General features: G+C 53.1%; 17 protein-coding genes. 8 read left to right on the forward strand and 9 right to left on the reverse strand.

Features of this window, described 5'->3' with window-relative positions; all coding sequences use genetic code 11:
* The first annotated feature begins 48 nt into the window (after positions 1 to 48).
* Positions 49 to 474, forward strand: coding sequence for a VOC family protein (locus JIN87_RS11860; protein ID WP_200355778.1), 426 nt, complete (start codon positions 49 to 51; stop codon positions 472 to 474).
* A gap of 30 nt (positions 475 to 504) precedes the next feature.
* Positions 505 to 1,287, forward strand: coding sequence for an SDR family NAD(P)-dependent oxidoreductase (locus JIN87_RS11865; RefSeq protein ID WP_200355779.1), 783 nt, complete (start codon positions 505 to 507; stop codon positions 1,285 to 1,287).
* A gap of 273 nt (positions 1,288 to 1,560) precedes the next feature.
* Here JIN87_RS11865 and JIN87_RS11870 read toward each other — a convergent pair whose 3' ends face one another.
* The gene (locus JIN87_RS11870; RefSeq protein WP_200355780.1) at positions 1,561 to 2,490 is read right to left on the reverse strand and encodes an aldose 1-epimerase family protein; all 930 of its coding nucleotides are present in this window, start codon (positions 2,488 to 2,490) and stop codon (positions 1,561 to 1,563) included.
* Between the two features lie 178 nt (positions 2,491 to 2,668).
* Here JIN87_RS11870 and JIN87_RS11875 point away from each other — a divergent pair, with 178 nt between their 5' ends.
* Positions 2,669 to 4,105, forward strand: coding sequence for a sulfatase family protein (locus JIN87_RS11875; protein ID WP_200355781.1), 1,437 nt, complete (start codon positions 2,669 to 2,671; stop codon positions 4,103 to 4,105).
* Between the two features lie 94 nt (positions 4,106 to 4,199).
* Here the strand turns inward: JIN87_RS11875 and JIN87_RS11880 are convergent, their stop codons facing one another.
* Complete coding sequence (locus JIN87_RS11880; protein ID WP_200355782.1) at positions 4,200 to 5,654, reverse strand: Gfo/Idh/MocA family protein; 1,455 nt, start codon at positions 5,652 to 5,654, stop codon at positions 4,200 to 4,202.
* A 207-nt stretch (positions 5,655 to 5,861) separates the two neighbouring features.
* Here JIN87_RS11880 and JIN87_RS11885 point away from each other — a divergent pair, with 207 nt between their 5' ends.
* On the forward strand, positions 5,862 to 6,302 hold the full coding sequence (locus JIN87_RS11885) for a hypothetical protein (protein ID WP_200355783.1): 441 nt from the start codon (positions 5,862 to 5,864) through the stop codon (positions 6,300 to 6,302).
* Between the two features lie 70 nt (positions 6,303 to 6,372).
* Here JIN87_RS11885 and JIN87_RS11890 read toward each other — a convergent pair whose 3' ends face one another.
* The gene (locus JIN87_RS11890) at positions 6,373 to 7,155 is read right to left on the reverse strand and encodes a hypothetical protein (protein WP_200355784.1); all 783 of its coding nucleotides are present in this window, start codon (positions 7,153 to 7,155) and stop codon (positions 6,373 to 6,375) included.
* Positions 7,145 to 8,203 carry a glycoside hydrolase family 2 TIM barrel-domain containing protein gene (locus tag JIN87_RS11895; RefSeq protein WP_200355785.1) on the reverse strand — a complete coding sequence of 353 codons (1,059 nt, stop codon included), beginning with the start codon at positions 8,201 to 8,203 and terminating at the stop codon, positions 7,145 to 7,147. The genes JIN87_RS11890 and JIN87_RS11895 overlap by 11 nt, the downstream gene beginning before the upstream one ends.
* 137 nt (positions 8,204 to 8,340) lie before the next feature.
* Between JIN87_RS11895 and JIN87_RS11900 the strand changes: the two genes are divergently transcribed.
* The 3 genes from JIN87_RS11900 to JIN87_RS11910 all read left to right on the forward strand — a co-directional run bounded on the left by JIN87_RS11900 (position 8,341) and on the right by JIN87_RS11910 (position 12,023).
* Positions 8,341 to 9,045: a tRNA-uridine aminocarboxypropyltransferase gene (locus JIN87_RS11900; RefSeq protein ID WP_200355786.1), complete on the forward strand. Its 705-nt coding sequence runs from the start codon at positions 8,341 to 8,343 to the stop codon at positions 9,043 to 9,045.
* Between the two features lie 135 nt (positions 9,046 to 9,180).
* Positions 9,181 to 10,515, forward strand: coding sequence for a GntP family permease (locus tag JIN87_RS11905; RefSeq protein ID WP_200355787.1), 1,335 nt, complete (start codon positions 9,181 to 9,183; stop codon positions 10,513 to 10,515).
* A 305-nt stretch (positions 10,516 to 10,820) separates the two neighbouring features.
* A complete protein-coding gene (locus JIN87_RS11910) occupies positions 10,821 to 12,023 on the forward strand; it encodes a hypothetical protein (RefSeq protein ID WP_200355788.1) in 1,203 nt (400 codons plus the stop codon).
* 131 nt (positions 12,024 to 12,154) lie between these two features.
* On the opposite strand, the gene JIN87_RS11915 is transcribed toward JIN87_RS11910, so the two are convergent.
* The 3 genes from JIN87_RS11915 to JIN87_RS11925 form a co-directional block, all read right to left on the reverse strand.
* Positions 12,155 to 13,390: an Nramp family divalent metal transporter gene (locus JIN87_RS11915; RefSeq protein WP_200355789.1), complete on the reverse strand. Its 1,236-nt coding sequence runs from the start codon at positions 13,388 to 13,390 to the stop codon at positions 12,155 to 12,157.
* Positions 13,391 to 13,461: 71 nt separating this feature from the next.
* Positions 13,462 to 15,903 (reverse strand): ABC transporter permease, encoded by a 2,442-nt coding sequence (locus tag JIN87_RS11920; protein WP_200355790.1) that lies wholly within the window; start codon positions 15,901 to 15,903, stop codon positions 13,462 to 13,464.
* Positions 15,904 to 16,146: 243 nt separating this feature from the next.
* Entirely contained in the window at positions 16,147 to 17,334 is a 1,188-nt protein-coding gene (locus JIN87_RS11925; protein WP_200355791.1) for a lanthionine synthetase LanC family protein, read from the reverse strand.
* A gap of 218 nt (positions 17,335 to 17,552) precedes the next feature.
* Between JIN87_RS11925 and JIN87_RS11930 the strand changes: the two genes are divergently transcribed.
* On the forward strand, positions 17,553 to 18,542 hold the full coding sequence (locus tag JIN87_RS11930; RefSeq protein WP_200355792.1) for an SMP-30/gluconolactonase/LRE family protein: 990 nt from the start codon (positions 17,553 to 17,555) through the stop codon (positions 18,540 to 18,542).
* 19 nt (positions 18,543 to 18,561) lie between these two features.
* Here the strand turns inward: JIN87_RS11930 and JIN87_RS11935 are convergent, their stop codons facing one another.
* On the reverse strand, positions 18,562 to 21,393 hold the full coding sequence (locus tag JIN87_RS11935) for a M16 family metallopeptidase (RefSeq protein WP_200355793.1): 2,832 nt from the start codon (positions 21,391 to 21,393) through the stop codon (positions 18,562 to 18,564).
* A gap of 295 nt (positions 21,394 to 21,688) precedes the next feature.
* Positions 21,689 to 22,537, reverse strand: a complete 849-nt coding sequence (locus JIN87_RS11940) for an HDOD domain-containing protein (protein ID WP_200355794.1) — start codon at positions 22,535 to 22,537, stop codon at positions 21,689 to 21,691.
* Between the last annotated feature and the right edge of the window lie 141 nt (positions 22,538 to 22,678).

Genomic DNA, 22,678 nt, shown 5'->3' on the forward strand with positions numbered 1-22,678 from the left:
GGTATGTTGGGCGTTTCCTGATCTGATTAACCCTAATCCAACTAAGTTATGAGCAGTATAAACGTTAATGCCTACCTGGTTTTTGGTGGCCGCGCTGAGGAAGCGATTGAGTTCTATAAAAAAGCCGTCGATGCCGATGTGGTGATGATGATGCGTTTCAAGGAAAGCCCGGATCCTATGCCAGGCCTACCGGAGGGATTTGAGGACAAGGTGATGCACGCTACGCTTAAGCTGGGCGATTCTGTGCTTATGATTTCCGATGGTTACGAAGAGGATCTAGAATTTAAGGGATTTTCTCTCGCGATCGCTGTGGAGAGCGAGTCGGAGGCTGAGCGACTGTTCGGGAATTTGGCGGAAACCGGAACGGTTCAAATGCCTTTAACCAAGACGTTCTGGTCGCCGCTGTTCGGACTGGTGAAGGATCAGTTCGGGGTGGACTGGATGATCGACGTTAAGGTGCCGGAGGTTCATTAGAGGGCAAGCAATCTAGGACGCGACTCTGTCATGGGTTCACAAAGGTTTGAAGGACGTGTTGCGATCGTGACGGGCGCTGCTCATGGCATCGGTTTCGCGATCGCAGAGCGGCTTTTCGCGGAAGGCGCGAAAGTGGTCCTGAACGACCTGGATCCTGCGGCTGCCGATACGGCGGCTCGTTCTATGGATGAGGATGGGGAGCGCTGTATCGCTTTCGCGGGAGATGCGGGTGATCCGGACTTGGTTAAGCAACTCGTGGCGTTTGCGGTGGAGCGGTTTGGGCGGTTGGATTTGGTCGTCGCCAATGCGGGTCTCACTACGTTCAACACGATTCTAGATATCGAGCCCGATGCGTTGCGGCGCATGCTCGACTTGAATATTCAGGGATCGGTGTTTCTGGCCAAATACGCTGCGGAACGTATGGTGGCTCAGGGAGATGGTGGGCGAATCGTTTTCATGTCTTCCGTTACGGGACATCAGGCGCACGATAATGTTGTTTGTTACGGAATGACCAAAGCGGCCTTGAGGATGCTGGCTAAGGGGCTTGTCGTTGAGCTGGCTCAGCATGGGATCACAACCAACGCGGTTTCTCCGGGGGCTACGGTTACCGAGCGTACCTTAAGGGGAGACCCGAGGCTCGATGAGAAGTGGTCGGAAAAAACGCCGACGGGCCGTGCTACCCGCGTAGAGGATATCGCGGCTGCGACGCTGTTTTTGCTGAGCGATGAGGCTGCACAGATCACCGGCCAAAGTCTCGTAGTAGATGGAGGGTGGAGCTCAACGAGCGAGACTCCTGATTTTGGTTTGGCCTAGGCGGTTCGTGAGTCGGGTGAAGTTGGTAGGGGCAGGTTGTTGCTCTTCTGCGTCTGCTTGATATGGGGTTCCGCGGTGCGGCGACGAGTGCTGACCCTACGGATGGTGTGACTTTGGTGGAGCTAGTGCGTTATTCTTATGAATAGGCACGTTCTCATTGGATGTGAAAGGTAGGGCGGCCTCGCCGCAGGCCGCCGTGGAGACTTGATCCTGCATTGCGGCTGACTGGGCCAGTCAGCCCTACCTCCCGCGGCTAACAATTTGAAAGATGCTCTAGTGCGTGATGATGGAGAATTGGTAGTTCTTGGATTCTCCGGGGGTTAGCTGACTTAGGTAGCTCTTTTCGCTGATCTCCAAAGGTGTGTCTTGAAAGTCGTGGTGTCCGACCAAGGGCTCGATGCAGACGAACGGTTTTCCGGGAGGAGTCCAGATGTTCACGTTGGGGAAGTCGCCGAATTCGATTTCAACGAAAGGTGGTGAGTCCTTTTCGGCGACGCCTATTCGGTCGCAGCCGTGCCCGATGAGCAACATGCCGTGGTTGGGGACGCGCTCGTCGCTTACGTCGAGTCGGGACTCGTTATTGAGAAAGGGAACTCTCTCTTTTTGGATGAGGCCTTCGGTGACGATTGGGCGGTCCGTGTTTTGCGGGGTCGAAAACGTGAGAGTGTAGTTGTCGCGTGTCTTGCCTCCACCGGATGGATACACGAATCCCGGGTGTCCGCCGAGCGTAAAGGGCATGGTTTCTGAGCCTAGATTTTCGACTTGGAAGTGGTTGACGAGTTTTTGGCCTTCTAGCCGATAGGTTACTTCTAGGCGAAAGGGGAAGGGGTATTGCTTGAGCGTTTCGCTGTCAGACTCGAGTGTCAGCGTTACGCTGTCTTTCGTCCTGTTCGTAATTTTGTATTCGTTTCTTGGGCCCAGACCGAGTAAAGGTAAGTTATAGCGCTTCTCGTTATGCGTGAATTCATCACCTTTGAATCTAACGATTACGGGAAACATGATTGGAGCTCGGCCTGCCCAGTATTCTGGGTCGCCGTGCCACAGGTATTCGCGTCCGCCTTCGTTTGCTTTTATGCTTTGGAGCTCGGCTCCGTAAGTTGCGATTTGGACGGTAAGTTGAGAGTTCGCTATTGATACTGTATCCATTGCGGCGAGGTTGAGGCAGAGGGCGATCAGGGGGCAGGTGAGTAGAAGTCGTTTCATGGTTGAATAAAGAGGGGCTTTGAGGGCGAACAAAGCGCAAACGCTGTGTTTGAGCAAACGGTATTGAGCTCGCTGAAGCGTTAAAGTGAAACCGTTAGCTTAACGGCTCAGTGAAACGGGGGCTTGCTGCAGTTTTAGTGCGGCATGATAGTGTGGGAATTGAATTGTTCCCCCTCCTATGTGTATCAAGAAGTTGCCTACGGTTTTGTTGTCGATCGTGTTGGTCGTCGTCTCTCAATTTTCATTTGCGGAGTCTCGGCCGAATTTCGTCGTGATTCTGGTTGATGACCAAGGTTATGGAGATATGGGGTCCTATGGGTCCGAAACGATTCGGACGCCTCGGCTGGATAGAATGGCGGACGAGGGGATTCGTTTTACGAATTTCTACGTCGGCTCGTCTGTGTGCAGCGCGTCACGAGCGTCGCTTTTGACTGGCCGGTACTCAGCTAGGCATGGGACGAAGGGAGTGTACTTTCCGGGCAGAGGGGGGATGGATCCGCAAGAGCTGACAATCGCTGAAGTATTGGGGGAGAATGGGTACGCTACGGCCTGTATTGGAAAGTGGCACTTGGGGGATGACCTTGAGTTTTTGCCGACGAAGCAGGGCTTTGATAGCTATTACGGGATTCCGTATAGCAATGACATGTTCATTGGGCCGCGGCAGACTTTCGCGGAGGATGTTGAGCTGTTGGAAGGCTACACAATCGAGATGGCGAAAGCGGATCGGCAGTACGTAGCGGATCACCTCGGGCAGAATCAGAAGATAAAAAAGGAGCGAGGCTTGGCTGACAAAGTTCCTCTCATGGAAGGTGAATTGATCGTCGAATACCCGGCGGAGCAGTCGAGTTTGACGCGTCGCTACTTTGATCGGGCGATCGCTTTTATGGAGGAGCAACGGGATGCGAAAAAACCGTTCTTTCTCTATTTAACGCCGGCGATGCCGCATATCCCGCTTTTTGCTTCGGAGGATTTCGTGGGTAAGAGCAAGGGCGGCTTGTATGGGGATACGATAGAGGAAATCGATTGGAACGTAGGACGTTTGCTCGATTTTCTGGATGCAAATAATTTGAGCGAGCAAACGATGGTTGTTTATGCTTCCGATAACGGGCCTTGGCTTGGTTTGGGGGATGCGAGCGGCAGTGCGGGGATTTTGCGAGATGGCAAGTTTAGCAATTACGAAGGAGGGATCCGAGTGCCAGGGATCGTCCGTTGGAAGGGGAGGTTTTCTGAAGGAGCGGTTAGTGAAGAAGTCGTATCCACCATCGACATACTGCCAACCGTGGTTGCTCTGGCGGATGTGGATTTTCCTGATGTTGAAATCGATGGCTTAGATTTGACGAAGCACTTCGAGAATCCTGCGATTCGGATCGAGCGCGAAGTCTTTGTCTTTCTTGCCAATGGGAAGGCTACCGGTGTTCGAGTGGGGGATTGGAAATACACTGCCGAGGGATTTGCACGCCACCAGAAGGACCGGCATGGACCGGAGCTGTACAATCTGGCGGAGGATATTCGAGAGGAGCGAAATCTCTATGCGGACAAGCCAGAAGTGGCTGGCAGGATGCAGAAGGTATTGGAGCGGGTAAGAGCATCCTTCGCTCAGGGGCGATCCCTGTAGAGGCTACTCACGCTCTTGCATGTTAGCCATTGGGGACGATGGCCGTTACCGATAAGGGATTGAGAGATCCTCAATCCCTTGTGAGGCGATTGCGTTAAGCGTACTCTGGAACTTCGTAGCCTTTGCGGTCTTGGCGTTTCAGGTACTTGTTTGCTTTACCTGATCCTGAACCGTAGAAGGTCTCGTTCTCGACGTCGATTTTGAGCTTTCGTCCGATTGTCCAGCGGTCCAAATCACGATCGACGTTCCAGCGATCCAATTGTTCGGAGAGGCGATCGTAGGTTTCCACCAGATAAGGATCTTTGCGAAGGGATTTCTGGGTTGTCCGAGTCTTGGCTTGTTTACCGATTTGTACGGAGATGTTGCCAAAGTGGGATAGGCAGGCCGACTTGTATCCGGTTTCTAGGGTACAAGCGATGTCTGACTCTTTGCGGCTGCGGACGGCTCGGAAGAAGGCGGGCATGTGGTCGAAGCCACCGTTGCCTTTGAAGCGTTCGCCTTTCTTGTTGCCTTCGTAGTAGACGATTCCGCCTCCGCGTCCGCCGCGGAACTCGCCGCCCTCGCAGGTCACGATCACGCCGACCCGGTATCCTTTGTAGTTGGGCGCAGCGTTGGTCTCTGGGCTGACCCAAAGGTTGCGTACCTCGAAGTGCGCTGGAACGGTGCCCCAATCCATTTTGGTGATCTGCATGTTTGGGGTTTCGCCACCATCGTTCCAGGCGAATCGCGAGCCATAGCTCTCGATTGCCTTGGGGTGGTCCGGCTCGTCGAGAATCCAGCGCATGAGGTCGAGCTCGTGAGGCCCTTGGTTTCCGAAATCCCCGTTGCCGGTATTCCAGATCCAGTGCCAGTCGTAGTGGAAACTTTTGCGGTACATGGGCAGGTCCGCTGCTGGACCGAGCCACTCGTCGTAATTGACGCTACTTGGAGGGATCAAAGGTGTATTAACTTTGCCGATACTAGCGCGATTGCGGTAGCAAAGACCTCGAACTTCTTTGATCTTGCCGATGTTGCCTTGCTTGATCCAGGCAAAGGCTTCTTTGAGACCGACGTCGGAACGGTTCTGCAGGCCGGCTTGGACGATGCGCCCATAGCGCTTCGCGGCTGCCACCATTTGTTGGCCCTCCCAGACATTGTGGCAGACCGGCTTTTCCACATAGACGTCCTTGCCGGCTTGGCAGGCCCAGATGGTCTGGATGGCGTGCAGGTGGTTTGGGGTCGCGAGGATTACCGCATCGATGTCTTTGCGCTCGAGTAGCTTGCGGTAGTTTAGCTCCTTGTCGGGCGTGATGTTGAAGTCTGTCTCTAACTTTTGGGCCTGTTTGTTTAGAATTGCGGAGTCGACGTCGCATATGGCTACGATCGCGGTTCCTTCAGATCGCATGACGTCTTTGATGAGCTGCATGCCTCGGGAACGAATACCGACGACTGCCACGCGGACGTCGCCGTTGGGACTCGCTCCACGAGCGGATCCGATGGCGAATGCGCCAGCTAGAAGGGCAGTGCTTTGGATAAAGCGTCTGCGTGAAAATGGGTTGGGGGTACTCATAATTGTAGACGACCCTTCACGTGTAAGATCTTCTCGATCGATTGCAAGAGCGTGAGCAGCTAGATGTTCTAAACCAGTTAAGTTGAACTGGGCGTTCTCTGGTTTCGAGTGATGGGGCATTGGTCAAAAAGAAGATTGCCCGGTGGGAGATTCTTTTGATGTTATACTCTCTGAATCCCGTTTTCTAACTCTTGCTGTTTTCCCGAAATGAGAATTTTCGTGCGTTTGCTCGTTCCTGCTCTGTTCTGCCTTTGTTTTTGCGTCTCGCCGGCTAGGTCCGATGAGAGCCGGTTGTCTCGAGAGGAGATGGACGAGTTTGTTACCAAGGCGGAAGCGAATTTCGTCTCCGAGATCGGCCTGCCTGAGGAAGCTTTGAACAAGCGTTGGAGGAGGGACTCGCTGAAGGTCTGGATTCCTGAGGGGACTTCGTATGAGGAGGTCGTAAGGAAACTAGAGTCGATAAATGCGTCACGTGGATTTTGTTTCCGAATCATTCGTGACGAGAACTATGTCTGCATCGAAAGGACTTACTACCGAAGGCGAGATGGTTTAGCGATTTCGCTCATGATCGTAATGGATGAGAACCAAGAGAGTACGGTGGCGTCTTTGAGCCGTTCTTTGTACAAGCTTCCGATTTCGGGATCCTAGTGGCCGGCTGCGTAGTTCGTCTTGTCTTTGGGGGGGAGGGAGTTGATCCGCTATTTGGATACGGATCGAGTCAAGCGGGAAGAAGCGGGTTGCTCAGATGGAAGGTCTTCCGCTGGCCTAGCTTAAGTCGTTCAATCAGTTTGCCGTAGTGAGCTTGAAAAAGGCGATCGAGCGCTTTGTCTCGGATTAGCAGTTCGAGGCCTCTCTTAAAGGCAAGAGCGATTTGCTCGCTTCTTGGGTTAACGTAGAAGAGTAAGGGGTAGGGGTACTGTATCGAGAGTTTGGGGGCGATTTGCAGTCCGCCAAGTGGCACGCAGCGCGTTTCGAAGGCATCTTCTATTTCGTTGGCTCCAAGTGAAACGTAGTCGAACTGCTTGTCTTTGAGTCGGAGAAAGATCTCGTCGTAGCTGCCTCCTTCGTTGACTGCGTAGTTATTTGCGCGAAAGAGTTGGGCGTCTGCCCAACTGAAGGGAATCCCCGCGACGCGCTTCCTCATTTGGTCTTCCGTGGTTATCCTGGAGAAATCGTCGGCATCCTCGGAACGGATGACGAGCAACCTGCGCCCGAGCAAACCGTTCATCAAGTCGATGGGAAGAACACGTTTGTCCTCGTTTGTGAACTTTGGATTTCCGGCAACCGTGGCGAATACGTCGAAGCGCTTTTTCCGGAAAACGCTCGCTTCGCCTTCTATAGTGGGAAAATCGGTGCAATCCGTTTCAATTTCCCAGCTGTCTTGCTGCTCGTCGGCAGCTGCGAGGGCTTTCTCAAGGACGATGAGTTCGTATTCTTGGCGGGCGGAGGACTTGTTTCCGTTCCAGAAGCGGACCTTGTTTTTGTCTGCTTCAAGGGGCATAGATTTTCTTGATGGCGTGGTAGGCGAGTCTTGGATTGCGGTCGATGTCGACGATGCCCCACCACTCTTCGTTGAACTCTAAATCTGGGTAGGGACCGCCACCGGGGGCGATGCCTCCGATATCGTGCTCGCTTGCGAGTCCTTTGCCGTCCTTCCACCACTCGTCGCTAAACTCGAAGAGTGCCCCGCCGAGAACTTGTCCTCTGTTCTGCGAGGCGTATTGGGAGATTATCTGGAGAGTGAGTTTTTCGACTGCGTGAGCTTGGGCGTCCGGGGCGTATTTTCCGTCGCCTTTCCGGTTGTCAATGGCGTCTGCTCCGTACTCTCCGATGTAGATTGGCTTATCGCTGACCTTTCTCCATTGAGTGAACAGGTTCTTAAAATTGTCAGACCGATAGATGTTTAGCCCCCAGAGGTCCGCATCGATTTTTGCGATTGTTTTTTTGGAGGGGATCTCCCCGTAGTTGGATGCGATTAGCAATGAATCGTCTATGCTTCTGATAATTGTAATAGCCTCTTGAATACGCTTTACCGTGCTATCGAAGTTGCCCTGATAGTTGTAGAGATTGTTGTAGTTCCACTCGTTGCCGACTTCGAGAAGAAGGGTGGTCGGGTGATCTTTCAGTGCTAGGACTGACTCTCGAATTTCTTCGTCTGTCGTTTTGTAGTAGTTGAAGACTGGGACGATGACTTTCAGGCCGTGCTGTTGAATGAGATCCAGTACTTCGGGATTGGTTATGGCTTTATAGGGGCGAATCGTATTGAAGCCTGCTTCGGCTATGAGACGCAGATCGGTCTCAACGAAACTTAGACTGTAGCCCGGACTACCCGGAACATAGGCGAGACCTTCGGGGTGCTTTTCTCCCTTGGGGATGGGATTCCAGCAGATGCCCTTTATGTCAAATGTCGTGCCGTCTACGACCAGTTTTCCGTTGTTTAGAGTCGGGCTTAGATTTGCGGTCGTTTTGTCGCTTTCACGAGCGTTTCCAGTGGAGAGGACAACAGCCAGCGATAGAGTCAGAAAAAGTGAAGATAGGGTGTTTTTCATCTAAAAAGGGTGATGTAGCACGAAATACAGTTGCACTAAAGTGCAGCTAAATCAACTGGAAATTGTGGCTACGTTTTTCTTACTTCCTGCTGGAAATCGGATGAGAGCCTGGCAGGGTCGGCGACATGGGGAGAGCGATGTGCTATAAATGTAACCGGCCGAAGCAGTTATGCTGGTGCGAGCAAATCACCCCCATGCGGACTCGCACGAAGATCGTCATTTTGATGCATCCCTACGAGCACAGGCAAATCAAGCTGAACACAGGGCGGCTGACTCATCTGTGTCTTGCGGATAGCGAGCTCCATGTCGGCGAGGATTTTGGAGGCGATGCGGCAGTACAGGCCTTGATTGACGATCCCGCCAATCATCCGGTTTTGCTTTATCCGGGGGAAGAGGCGCGCGACCTGTCGAACGGGGAACTGAAAGCTTCGGATTTTGATGGGCGTCGATTGGTGGTTTTCTTGCTCGATGCCACCTGGAGGCACGCCCGCTCCATGCTTCGATTCAGTCCCAATCTGCAGAAGCTTCCAAAGGTGATGTTCTCTGGCGCGTCACCAAGTCGCTATGTCATCAAGAAGCAACCCGAGCCCAGTTGTCTTTCTACGCTGGAGGCGACGCATGAGTTGTTGTTGGCGCTGGATCGTTGGGGATTGGATGAGTATTCAATGCCAGAACAGTTGCTCACGCATTTCATGAAGATGCAGGAGTATCAATTGAAGCGCACGGAAGCGAATCGGCGTCCTGACTTTGTTCCTCGGCGGCTTAGGCGGCAATCGACAGGATCAAACGAGGAGCAAGCCACTAATCCTTCGAAGCGTAGGAAGTATTTTCCCGCAGGGTGAGCGATTGCTGCACGCTAGTCGTTGGAATGCTAGTGGCTTGAGCGCACGACTTGCAAATTAGGTTGGTGAGGATTTGGTAGGACTGGACATCGTATGTTGTCCGAGTCGTTTTGTTAGCCCCTGATCCCCACCCGCATGCTTCTTCAACTCCTTACGCTTCTTGCTGTCCTCGTTGGGCTAGTATTCGCAATTACTAAACTCAAGGTGCATCCGTTTGTCGCTTTGATCTGTAGTGCTCTTAGTCTCGGGCTGCTGCTGCGGTTTGGAGGGAAGGAGACGGTGGATGCGGTGCTGACTGGCTTCGGAAATACGGTTCGGTGGATCGCGATCGTTGTGATTTTGGGAGCATTCGTGGGTGAGGTGCTGCGCGATACTGGCGGGGCGTTTCGGATCGCCAGAGCGGTCGTAAAGAAGAAGGGAGCGAAACGTTTACCGTGGGCGATGGGGTTTACTGGATACATCGTCTCTATTCCAGTTTTCGTGGATGTGGCCTACATCATTTTGCAGCCTGTGACGGAGGCCTTGGCGTCGCGGAGTAAACGCACTGTGCTGGTTATTGGTTTGGCGCTGACTGCGGGGCTAACTGTTTCGCATACTTTGATCCCGCCGACACCTGGCCCCTTGGCGGTGGCATCGCAGTTGGAGGCGGATGTAGGGAGGATGCTGCTGATCAATGGGTTTGTGGGAGTTGCAGCTATGGCAGGGGGGATTCTTTGGGTACTGTATTTCTGTAGTGGATACCGTTTGCCGGTTGATGCCAAACTTGCTGATGCTACAGATGGTAAGGAATCGTTTGGGGAAGAAGGCGGGCAAACAGGGCTGGTTTGGATGGACCTGTTGCCTATCCTGATACCGTTCGCTTTGATGGCTGGGGGAACTTTTTTCTCGGGAGAGAGCGAGTCCTTAGCTGCTCAGTTGACCGGCTTTTTCAGTACCCCGATGATTGCCGTTTTGGTTGGAGCAGGGGTCGCAGCTATGCAGTTCAGGCGCTTGCATAAAAAGAGTGGTCTCGGGGAATTGGTAGAGCAGGCGATTCTGAAGTCTGCGCTAGTCATTATGATTACGGGTGCAGGCGGATCGCTCGGGCATGTAATTCGCTCCAGTGGTATGCAAGATTCCCTAGCGAGTTACCTGGGTGATGTGCCTGCCCTCGGTTTTCTACTGCCCTTTCTGATTGCGGCTGCGTTGACGACTGCTACGGGGTCGATCACTGTTTCACTCATTGGAACCTCTTCGATCGTAGGGCCAATCGCGGGAAGCTTGCCCTATTCTCCGGAGATCATGGCTGCCTTGATAGGAGCTGGTTCGTTCTGCGTTTTCCACGCGAACTCGAGCTTCTTTTGGCTGCTAAATCGTTTGCACGATGCCCCCGTGGGGATTCTGTACCGAACCTATACGCTTCAGTCGCTAGTGATGGGAGTGAGTGGCTTGATGGCCGTGGTCGCTTTGCGATTGCTGGGAGTGCAGTAGGAGGATGGCTATAGCTAAAACAAGCTCTTATATAGTAGATGATGACCTATGGTTTATTGAAATATGAGGGATATGTGTGAGTGGATACATCTCAAAACGAGGGAACTCTTTTTTCGATAGACAAGCCTTCAGACCGTCTCTTGGTCCGCCATAAGTGGAGGCTTTTACAGATGGCAGGCCCGAGCCACGTTCCAAGAAAGGATCAGCTCTTGCCAAAGTTGAGCAATCACCCAAAGATTAGAGATCCTTCTCTACGGAATTTAATTTCCGAATAAGTAACTCAACACCAAGGAATCGACTATAGTATGAACAAGGGAATACAAAAATTCTACCTGGGCTCTGATTTAGCGGTAGCTATATTTGGAACAGTTTTAGCATTGATGTTATTCGCGACGAAAGCGAGTGCCGCAGGCGAAAGTGCCCCTCCTGAAGACTTCGAGGCCAGCAAGATTGTCCTGATGCTCTTCGGTCACAATGGCGAAGTCGCAACAAGGGATTTCGTGACGGTCTACAATCGTATAAACCAGCACAAAGTTCGAGTAAAACGCCATGACTCTAAAGCGTATGAAGAGCGTGATTTAACGAGCGAAGAATTCGAGCTGCTAGCAAATCGAATCTGGGCCCTGCGCGACAGGGCGCGGATTCCAAATGAGTTCAAAACTGACCTGGCTCAAATCGGAGTGCCTGGAGTCACACGTTTAACGGTTAGTATGCGAGTGCGTCCCTCGCAGAATTTCACATCTTTTAACCTTAGTTCTGGTTCGGGGGTGCTTGATCCCGAGATTAAAGCCGTAGCCCGCAATTTAGTGGAAATAGGTGGACTCGCATCTTCTCACGAAAGTGAGACCAAAGTGGCCGGAGTGCCGTCCGGAGATAAACAACCAACCGAAAACCCGCAAGATGCATCCTCAGGAGAACCAACAGGGAGCCCAAGCAACCCCTTTCATAAGGCATTCGAAAATATAAAAGGAGGTATATCGGATCTTGATAAGGTAGACACACCAGCAGAAGCCAGCCAAACCAATGATAATGATCTAACGCGTTTTAGCGCCGAATCGTACTTAACATCCGGATACTATCAAGTTCCTCGCTTTCGATTGAATATTGTAGGACTCAGGGAGGATGGAAGGTCTTTCAAGCGAGGAGAAATCACTATCGGTGAGTTTGGAAAAGACGCCCCATGGATCCATTATTACGACACTAATGAGAACAACCCAATTGGTCACCAACGCAAGCTGTCGCTTAGCGAATGCCAGCGGATCGACGAACTCGTACGAGGATTGCAGCATAAACCAAGCTCGCCGAAGACCTTCCAGGCAGAGCTGAGTAACTTCGGTTTAGATCGAATTTTTCAATACAACTTGAGCCTCTCGATGAGGCCAAAGACATCCACGGGACTCAACCACTTTTCCATTCAGCAAGGCGAAGGAAATCACTCAACCGTTGATGAAGATGCTGCTTCATTGGTTCGGGAGTTGCTTGCAATCAGCGGTTTTTTGAAAAACTGAAACTAATGAGGAAATGAAGTTCGGTCTTTGATTCCCTTCCCGAATTCAATGGTATGATGTCGCGTATCGTCGGCATCTTACCGTTGTTTAAATTACTGAGTGTCGGCAGATCTAGGACTTGTTGGATTTCTTTAGAAAAAGCGTCTGGCTATTTCGAAGGCGAAAAGGGCGCCGAATAAGATGAGCGAGCAGATTAGGGCGATATTGCTGAGAAGGCGGTTTTTCATTTCGCCTACCCAAGCCTTGTTATTATTCATGATCAGAAGCACGGACGCGAGGAAGGGCATGAAAAAGGCTCCGGCTACCGCGTAAAGAATCACAATTGCCAAGGGGCGTTGGAAAAAGAGCATCACCAGTGGTGGAATCGCCAGAAATAGAAGGAAGCCACGGTAGCTTTTTGAGCGATTGATTGGAGCATCGCTCTTATCTTTTCCGATTTCGTGCATGTAGTTTGAAAATAAGTACGGCACGCCTTGCCAAACTCCGAGCAGGGAGCTGAAGACGGCACACCAAAAACCGATCAAAAAGGCGCCTTTTCCGACGGGGCCCAGAATCTCGCCAAGTCGTTCTGAAAGGGCTAGTATCAAGGCCGAACCAGAAGCGTCACCCGGCTGGGCGCTGGCGGCGATAATGATGAGGGCAATGCCAAAGATCCCGGTAATGAAGTAAGCTGAGCTCAGATCGAACCAGGTCCGGCGTTGAGCAGTTGCTCCGGTCCAACCTTTTTCCCGTATCCAGTAGCCGTAACAAAGCAAGGTCGCGCTTCCTCCAACGCCTCCCATGACGCCCAATAGAAGATGCGCTGAGCCATCTGGCACGCTTGGCAGGAAAAGGCCGGAGAATAGGTCAGGCAAAGGCGCTCCAATCCAAATCGCGCAGGCGATTACGATTACAAACATCGCCGCGATAAGCGTTTTCATGAACGACTCGAAAAGCGCGTATTTCCCGGTCCAGACCAAAATCGCTCCAAGCAAGGTATGAATAGCGGCCCATACAGGTATTGGCAGACTGGGGACAAGGGTGTGTGCGGCGACGCCGCAGGCTGACATTAGGGCCGCTGCCACTAGAAAGCCCCAGAAGCAAAGGTAGGCCAGAAAGTACCAGGATACCCAACGAGGCAGGTGGCGTATCCAGCCTTCGATTAGGGTCGAGCCGGTCGCCAATTGCCATCGAGAAACGCCTTCGTTGAGAAAGGCTTTGAAGAACGCTCCCAAGACGACGACCCAAAGGACGGCGAGGCCAAATTTTTGTCCAGCGACAGCGGCGGCGATCAAATCTCCGGCTCCGACACCTGTGGCGGCGACTACGAATCCAGGGCCAAGGGCGCGCCAGCCGAGACGCTGTTTCTCGTTTGTTGGGGAAGGCATGGGGTATCGGTTTAGAATAAACCGAGGCTGGTGCGAAGGGAAAAATGCGCAGATCTTCAGACTATGACTAACTACTCAATTCTGAGGGCTACCATCGGGTCTATCTTGGCCGCGCGCCGGGCTGGAAGGTAACTCGCAAGAACTGCGACGAGTAGTAGTAAAAGGGATACGGAAACGTAGACTGCAGGATCGGTCGCTTCGACCTCGAAGAGCAGGCTTGTCATGTAGCGGCTTAACAAAACCGCCCCGACCAATCCTGTTGCGAGGCCGATGCCGGCCTTCCAGAGGCCTTGCTTGATGATCATGCTCACCACTTGAGATGAGCTCGCTCCGATTGCTCCGCGGATTCCGATTTCTCGTGCTCTTTGCGAAACGTCGTAGGCGAGCACTCCGTAAATGCCCAGGGCGGATAGAAATAGGGCGAGGAAGGCAAAGGCGACGAGCAGCATCATGATGGCTCGGCGGTTATCGAATGACGAACCTATGGACTCGCTCAGAGGAGCTGTATCGAAAAGAACGATACCGGGATCGATACTTTGCAACTTTTCTCGCATTGCCGAGAGCGTGTCGCTCGCAGGGCGATCGGAACGAAGGAAGAGGGTGAAGCCTCCGGGCCTGCCTCCGTTTATGACTTGGTAAATGAAGGGGTTGCCCGTTTCGTCCTCGACCCCGTTGTGAGGCACGTCAGCAACCACGCCAATGATGGAGGGCCAGTCCTCTGGATTTTCTGGAGGGCGTCCGAATGTGAATTGTCCGCCAACAGCAGATTTTCCGGCGAAGAACTTTTTGGCGAAACTCTCGTCGACTACGAAGCGAGGTTGTTCGGCTGAAATATCGGCTTCCTCAAAGAATCGCCCTTCGATGAGGCGCAGCCCCATGGTATCCAGATATTCGGGAGTGGTGCGAACGCGGAAGGCTCCTGGTTGAGGCGATCCCGGAGGAAGGGTGTCCTCGCGTAGAGTGAAGGCGTTGATGGGGAGCCCGCCTTGGAAAGGGGTCGCGAAGCTTAAGGCAGCGGAGCTTACGCCTGGAATCTCTTTCATGCCTTGGATGATGCGATCGCGAATTTGTTTCGCTGCATCGTTGTCAGCCCGATGCGAACGTGGCAATGCGACACGACCTACGACGACACCTTTCGGGTTGAGACCGGGATCGACTTCCAAAGCCTTGGCAAAACTATGTATGAGCAGTCCAGCTCCCGTTAGGAGAATCAATGCAACTGCTACTTGCGTAACCACCAAAAGGCTGCTGAGGGCTCGTACCCCTTGGCCCGAGGAGGCGCTGCGGGAGCTGCTTTGTATGACTTGGTTTAGGTTGCTACGCCAGACGTGGAAAATGGGTATCAAGCCAATCAATACGCCAATGATCACGGTGAGGACCATGGCGAATCCTAGAACTCGGAGATCTAGAGTCGCCGGCAAGGCTTGGGGCAGCATTTTGGCTAAATAGATATTGGTCACGTTTAGCGCTCCCCATGCGACCGCTAGTCCGAGGAGGGCGCCGAGGGAGGTGAGGACGAAGCTCTCAAGCATGAGCTGGCGGGCGATGGTGAGTCGACCGGCGCCCAGAGCGGTGCGAATCGCCAGTTCCGATTGTCTCGCGTTTGAGCGGGCAAGGAGGAGGTTGGAAACGTTGACGCAGCCGATCAGAAGCACGAAGGCGACGCCGCCCTGCAAGAGGAGCAAGGTGGTACGTACTGGTTTGACGCGTTGTTCCTGCACCCCGCCAACGTTCATTGTCATGCCAGAACGGTCGACGAACGAGCGGACGCCTGGGGGAGAGGCATCGACGTAGCGTTCTTCGAGTATCTTTGCTTCGGCATCTGCTTGAGCGATTGTGGCATTTGGGTTTAGCCGTCCAAAAAGTTGGATACCGACGCCGTAGCGTCGTTGCGGATTGACTGCGTCGGGAGCCCACGCGAGTGGGATCAGGTATTGGACGCGGGCGTCGAAGGCCTCGAAAACGCGAGGCGCGATACCGATGATTGTGAAGGTTTCGCCATCGATCCGTAGTTCTTCGTCAATGACTTCCGGCTGTTCCGCGAAGTGTGTCTGCCAGAACGATTGAGTTAGGATAACGACCTTCTCGTTTCCGGGAGTGCTGTTTTTTTTGGTGAAGAAGTTGCCCATCAATGGCTTCACTTTGAGGATGGAGAAGATCTCGGAAGTGATTCTGGCGCCTTGGGCGCGGCTTGGGTTGTCGTCGTCGCCGATCATTGCTTCGTATGACCGCCAGAGGGCGAGCTCTTGGTAGGATTCGGCGTTTTCCGAATAGTCGACGTAGAAGGGAATGTTTGCAGGCATCCGATCCAAACCAGCCTTTTCGGCGGAGGTGTAGAGTTCGACGATTTGCTCAGGCTCCTCGAAAGGGAGCGGTTTCAGCATGAGAGAGTATACCGTGGAGAAAATGGCGGTGGTGGCTCCGATACAGAGAGCTAAGGTGAGCAAGGTGATGGTGGTGAATCCCTTGTTTTGCCGAAGTTGGCGGAAGACTTGACGCAGGGTAGTGTTCATGGGCAGGCGGAGTTGAGTTGGATTGGTGGAAAGGGGAATACAGAGCCTATACGTTCTTGGTTACTGAATTGTTACCTTAGAGACTGTCCAATAACCCCAATTCCTTCGCGTGCCTGTACTTTTCGGATATAAATTTCACTTTCTCATTTCGATATACCCTCCGGGTATACCTCAAATCGAAAGCCAAAATTTTTATCTCGAACTGTACTACGCCCACTCGAAAGCGAGTTATTGGACAGTCTCTTAGAAAAGCGGCATGTTGAAACGGGTTGGATCTGCTATTCGGAGGAAGAAGTGGCCAACGCCGGAGGCGCCGTAGAGGTAGTCGGCGGAATAGAGGCCAGGCTCGTCTGTCGGCCAAGCGTCTCCAGCCTTGGTTTCTTCTTTGTAGGACGCGGCAATCGCAGCGAAGTCTTTGGCACGCTCCAGCCAAAGCGGATCTTGAGTCTGGCAATAGAGATCCAGCATAAGATGTCCGCTGCCGCTGACTCCGGTGCAGATGGTGAGGTTATTGCGAAAGTCGCCGTATTGGTAACTTGCTTCTCCGGCCTTGAGGGCGATCTCCGAAAGCTCAGTACGATCTAAGAGTTCGCTGAGTCTGGTTAATACCATTCCGATGCCTACCGCTCCGTGGCTGTATTGGCATCGGGGCAGCTCCTTTGCTCCCGCGACTACGGGCCAATTGAGGCCACCTTTGCTTTCTATCGCTTGTCCGATGACGGTATCGATGAGCTGTTTCGCTATCTCTTTGTAGCGCTCTTCTTTCGTTTCCTGATACAGAAAGCCAAAAAAGTAGGATACACCTGACATGCCGTGCGAGACTCCCAGTGAGTATCTACCGTCTTGCTTCGGTTCGCCCGGAATCATCTTACAGAAAAGGCGTTCTCCTTCCTGAATGAAGGTGCTACTGATCCAGTCTGCGCAGCGTTTGGCTCCCTCTAAGTATTTTGGATCCGCCGTTTTCTGATAGAGCTTTAGAAGGTAAAATCCGTTCGAGGCTTCGCCACCCGTGAGATCAGTTATCGGCCCAGGCGGCTCCTTGAGGACATGATTGGCTAATTCGTGGCAATAGGAGCTTGGCTGCCTGTCGAGTAGAGAGTCATAGAAGAGCTGCACGTATGCGATGCCGACTTTGCCGGTGTGCAAGCCTCGCATGTAGTTCATCTCATTCTCGGAGGGGGGTGACACGCTCTCTGACTTGCACCATTCGATCGCTCCTTTTGCTAAGGAGAGCGCTTCCTGATCACCGCTGTATCGAAAATAGTCACACAGGAAAAAGGGGATGCCTCCCACGCCGTTGAAGAGGTTGTAGTTCCGCTGAGGCCGGTTTTCGTAGTCAATCGTTTCCCAGCAGATCCCGGAGTCTGTCTTTTCGGCAGTCCTGCGGATGAACGTGTAGATCGATTGGATTCCTTGCTCCCACGCTGACATGGGATAATCAAAGCCTTCAACGCAGGGAAAAACAAGGTTTCAATTCTCTGAAGCATGAGAAACGCAATCGCAAAAGAGGTGTCGCCTTTATTTGAATACAGGGTGAGTGAGTTGATTGTAGCTCTTGAAGCGTTGAAATTCTAAAGTGTCGACTTGTACGGCAATGCTGGGACAATGCCTTCATGTTTTCTACCTCTCGCATTGCTCTGATTCTTGTTTTGCCAATTTTTACTTCGGGATTCCTCACTGCGGGTACCGACGTACCGAGTCGTTACCCGACTATTGGTAAAATAACAAAATACGATGATCGCTTGGATTCTGTTTTGGATACGAGCTCTAAGATCGAAGTGATCGCTTCGGGCTTTGATTGGACGGAAGGTCCTGCTTGGAATAGGGACGGTGGTTATCTCGTCTTTTCGGATATCCCGAGAAATGTGGTGATGAAGTGGAGCGAGAGCGAGGGCTTGAGCGAATATCTGAGGCCTTCTGGTTATACGGGAAGGGTCGATTACGGAGGAGAGCCGGGCAGCAATGGATTGTTGTTTGATAATCAAGGGAGACTCACGCTCTGTGAGCATGGAGATCGTCGAGTGGCGGTCTTAACGCAAGACGGGGGAAAGCGTACATTGGCGGACAACTACAAGGGAATGAGATTTAACAGTCCCAACGACCTCTGCTACCACGAGAATGGGAATCTCTACTTTACGGATCCGATCTACGGATTGCCAAAGCGGCAAAACGATCCGCGACGGGAAATGGATTTTTGTGGGGTGTATCTACTGCGTCCTTCAGGCGAGGTGGTGTTGCTGACCAAGGAGTTTAGTCGCCCGAATGGAATCGGACTCTCGCCAGATGGGGAGACTTTGTATGTCGCGCAATCTGACGGGAGGGCCCCGATCTGGAAATCGTTTCCGGTCATGCGGGACGGAACATTGGGCGAGGGGAAAGTCTTTTTCGATGCATCTACGTACAAGGGAGACGGAGTTGGTATGCCCGACGGCATGGCGATCGATGTGGAGGGAAACATCTGGGCGACGGGACCGGCGGGTGTTTACGTATTCACCCCGCAGGGGGAGTTGCTAGGGCGAATCGAACCTGGAGAACACGCAAGCAACTGCGCTTGGGGCGACGATGGTTCCACTCTCTACATGACCGTCGACATGTATGTTTGTCGCATCCGTACGAAGGCGAAAGGCCTCGGGTTTTAGGGGCTTCTTGCGTATTGTATTATTCCTCGGGTTCTGACTCTGTTTCGCTGGGGAGCGGGTCGAGTTTGGCGATGAGCTGGTTGGTATTGTCGAAGTAGAGCTGGGCGGCTCGTTGCGCTTCTTTACCGTCGAAGGATTGGATTCGTTCTGGGAACTCAAGCATGGTGTCGAGCGGCCGGTCCTGCTTCAGGTATCGTAAAAAGGATGACACCCAGTAGCCGTTTTGCTTCAGGTTCTTTTCGTAGCTGCGAAGCTGCTGCTGACGGATCTTTTCCAGGTCCTCTTCAAGGGGGCCGTTTGTTTGCAAGGTTTCGATTTCGGCCCGTGTCATGGCTATGAGATCGTCCGCGTTTTCGGGGGCGCAGGTGAAGGAGAAGCCACTTGAGAACCTTTGTATTGGAAAACGTGAGAGGGAGGCGCTTACCCGGGAGCCGTATACTTTGCTTTCATCTTCGCGGAGCTTTTCGCGTAGTCTGATACTTAATACGTCTTTGGCTATGCCAAGAGCCATGGCGTTCTCGGGAGACCATTCGGCAGGGCCGTGGTACATCACGCTCACTACGGTTTTCTGTTCTGCGTTTTTGGGGACGACCACGTTTTGTTGCCCAGTTGTTTTGTGGTCTCCAGCAAAGCGCCCGATCTCGCTTCGCCCACCAGTGGGTAAGGATGCGACATAGCGTTTCAGGTGTTCTTTGAGGATGTCCAATTCAAAGGACCCTACGATCACTAGGTGCAAGTCTCCCAGATCGGAGAAGCGTTGCTTGTAGAGTTCGAAGGCAAGATGAGGGTCGATCTCGTTCACGACCTCTATCGACAGGGCTCGGTGGCGAGGGTGGTCTCCGTAGAGGGCTTGGCTTATGGCGTCGGAAAAATGTGCGTTGGGGGATTTAAGCCGGTTTTCGACGGAGGCCAGCAAGCGTTTTTTCATGGAGGCGAATGCTCCCATGTCCAACCTTGGCTGGGTGAGGTTGAGGTGCATGAGCTGGAAGTAGGTTTCCAAGTCTTTGGGCGAGGAGGAGCCGCGGACGTTTTCGTAGAGGGAGCTCAGGCCAGTGCCGCTTGAGACGATCTTGCCGGCGAGTTTCTTGCCGAGCTCGATCGAGTCGTAGTCACCCATCCCGCTGCGTGAAACGATGTCGCTGGCGAAGGTAGCTGATACGAAGTGTTCGTCCGGTATGAGGGAGTGGCCTCCGGGGCTGTATCCATTAATCAGTATCTGATCGTTTTTGAAGTCTGTCGATTTGGCGATGACGCGGATGCCGTTTGACAGTTTCAGGTCGTAGGTGTCGATCGACTCGATATAGGTTTCGCTGAGGATCGTGCCTGCTTCCGGCTGTTGGGGGAGGAGAGGGGCGTCGCTGATCCCGTCGTCGTAGGCGGAAAGGCTGTCTTCCACCTTTAGGGTAAGAGCGGCGAGAATTTGGTCTTCCGTCGGTTTGACGTAGTCCTCCTTTTCGGGGGCGGTGAAGAGGATGACGCGATTGGTGGTTTGGAGGAGGGCTGCTGCTTTGGCGTTTATTTCGGAGAGCTGCAGGTCCGCAAGGATTTGGCGGACGAGCTCGAGCTCGTACTCGAGGCCGGGGACGCTTTCTCCGACGAGGAAGTGGCTGATGTACTCGCGAAGGTACCGAGAGGATTGCTGCTTGTCGCGTTCGGCGTAGGCTTTTTCCAGAGAGCGGAGGATGTTGACTTTCATTCGCTCGAATTCGGTCGGGGCAAATCCGTCGCGGCTCGCTCGCTCGACTTCTTGCAGCAGGCCTTTGAGTCCGCCTGAGTAGTCGGCATCGATGAGGCCGGCGCTCATTCGATAGTAGCCTTTTTCGCGACCGAGGCTGCCGCGGCCGATGCCGGCTCCGAGGAAGGGGGGATCTTCTAGTTTAGTTCGCTCGCGTAGGCGGTTGTTGATGAGGGCGAAGTAGAGATTTTCGACGAGGCGTTCGCGATAGACTCTGACGGTGCCGTACTCGGGGCCATCGGTTTTGAGGAGGACTCCGATACTCGATTGGCTGAGTTCTGGATCGGTTTCGATGGAGAACAGGGTTTCTTCGTGATCGGCCAATGGGTGGTCGACACGTGCGGGCGCGTGGGACGGGTTCTCTAGATGCGAGAAGTGTTGTTTGATCTTGGCTTCGATTTCATCGGTGGAGAAGTCGCCGACGGCCACGAGTGACATGAGTTCTGGGCGATACCACTTCCGGTAGAAGTTTTGGAATTGTTCGGGCGTGAGTGACTCGATGATGGGGACCTCGCCGATGGGGAGTCGGTCGATGTATTTTGAACCATGATACAGGAGAGGGCGTTGCTTTTCTTGCAAGCGCTGGCCGACGCCTTTGCGAGCTCGCCATTCTTCAATCACGATCCCGCGTTCCTTGTCGATTTCTTCCGGCTCGAAGAGGATGTTGCTGGCCCAGTCTTCTAGTATGAGAAATCCCTTCTCGATCGTCTCAGGATCGTCGAGCGGTATCTCTAGTTTGTAGATGGTTTCATTGAAGGAGGTGGAGGCGTTGAGGTGGGAGCCGAAACGCATGCCGACGCCTTCGAGGAAATCTATGATTTCGTGTTTCTCGAAGTTTTTGGTGCCGTTGAAGGCCATGTGCTCGATGAAGTGGGCGATGCCTTTTTCGTCGTCCTCTTCTTGAAGGGACCCGACGTCGATCACGAGGCGGAGCAGGGCGCGTCCTTCGGGTTTTTTGTTTTCTCGAATGAGGTACCTGAACCCGTTATCCAGTTTTCCGATACGTACGTTTTTATCGAGCGGAAGCGGGGCGTCGAGCTCGGCTTCGGTGAATGAGAATAGCGGTGTCGCTACGTAGAGTAGGACGCAGAGGATCGCGGAGATACGTGATGGCATGCGAAGAGTTGGGTTCGAATGGATTGGGATCGCTAGTGAGACTGTTAAATAGGCTGATTTGTGGTTAGCCAAATAAAAAAAGGTGCATCAGCGCCTTGCAGTGGAAGAGTACGCAATCGTTGGAGCGCCTTTAGGCGGCATCCCTAGACAGCGGAACCCGGTAAGCCCGCTGAAGCGGGTACTCCAACTGTTTCGCCTCAAACAGCAATCCACTGAGTTTGATTATGAAACCCAAAAAAAGACGCCCGTTTGGACGTCTTTGTTTTTTTGCTAGAATTGTGTATCGGTGGAGATACTACGCTGCGAGTTCGGTGGAGAGATCGTCGATTCTCGCCTTCACCTTTTTACAGACGAGTCGGACCGTTTTGATGTCGAGTCCTACCTCGTCCAATCGGTTTTGGGTGATGGTGCAGTAGGTCTTTTCTCCCGGGGCTCCTTTGCCGAGATGGTTCGCAATTGCGGCTGAAAGGGCGAGCAGATGAGCGTGAAGGTTTTTCTCCGGCGCTTCATCTGGTGTGTATTGGTACCTTAGGGCTTCGATCGCTGCGGCTGGGAAGTGCCATGCTTCGAGCACGATGGCGGCTGCTTCGGGGTTGGTGACGCCTAGGTTTTCTTCTTCCCACAGGAGGAGGGGCGTTTCGGTCTTAGGGTCGTACTTGGGAGGGGTCATGAACTTCTTCGAGCAGGCGTCGACGATGGTTTTGCCCATGCTTTTGAGAAGTCCAAGGGTGTAGGCCTCTTGTTCGTCGACTCCGCGAGCGAGGGCTAGTTCTTCCATGGCGAGACCGGTCGCCACGGAGTTTTCCCAGAAATGCCAGCCGTCGATGCCGTAGGTGGCGTTCCGTCGGGCGAAAGTGTTGGAGGCGGCTGCCATGCCGACGACTTTGAAAAGCTCAGAAAATCCGATGCGTGAGATGGCTTCCTCGAGGGAGTCGACGGGATCGCCAACTGTGTAGGCCATGCTGTTGGAGATTTTCAGGACTTTGGCGGTGAGGGAGGTGTCGGTTTTGACGAGTTCGACTATATCGGCTGTGCCGGTGTCGCGCTCTTTGAGCAATTTGGTGAGTTTGCCGAAGATTTGCGGCGAAGGTGGTAGTTTTTGGGCAGCTGCTTTGAGTTCGAGCTGAGTGATGTTGTAGGCCATGTTATCAGAGACGATTCAGTGTGGTGGTTTCTGAAAATCGGCCGGCTCGAATAGGGCTGTAGAGGCCCGGTGAGGAATAGGGTTTAAAAGAACTAAAGGGGGTGGATCCTTAGGGCGGATATGGGGCTGCCGGCGGGGGGA

Origin of the sequence: Pelagicoccus mobilis (assembly GCF_016595505.1) — a bacterium.
Classification (GTDB): domain Bacteria; phylum Verrucomicrobiota; class Verrucomicrobiia; order Opitutales; family Opitutaceae; genus Pelagicoccus; species Pelagicoccus mobilis.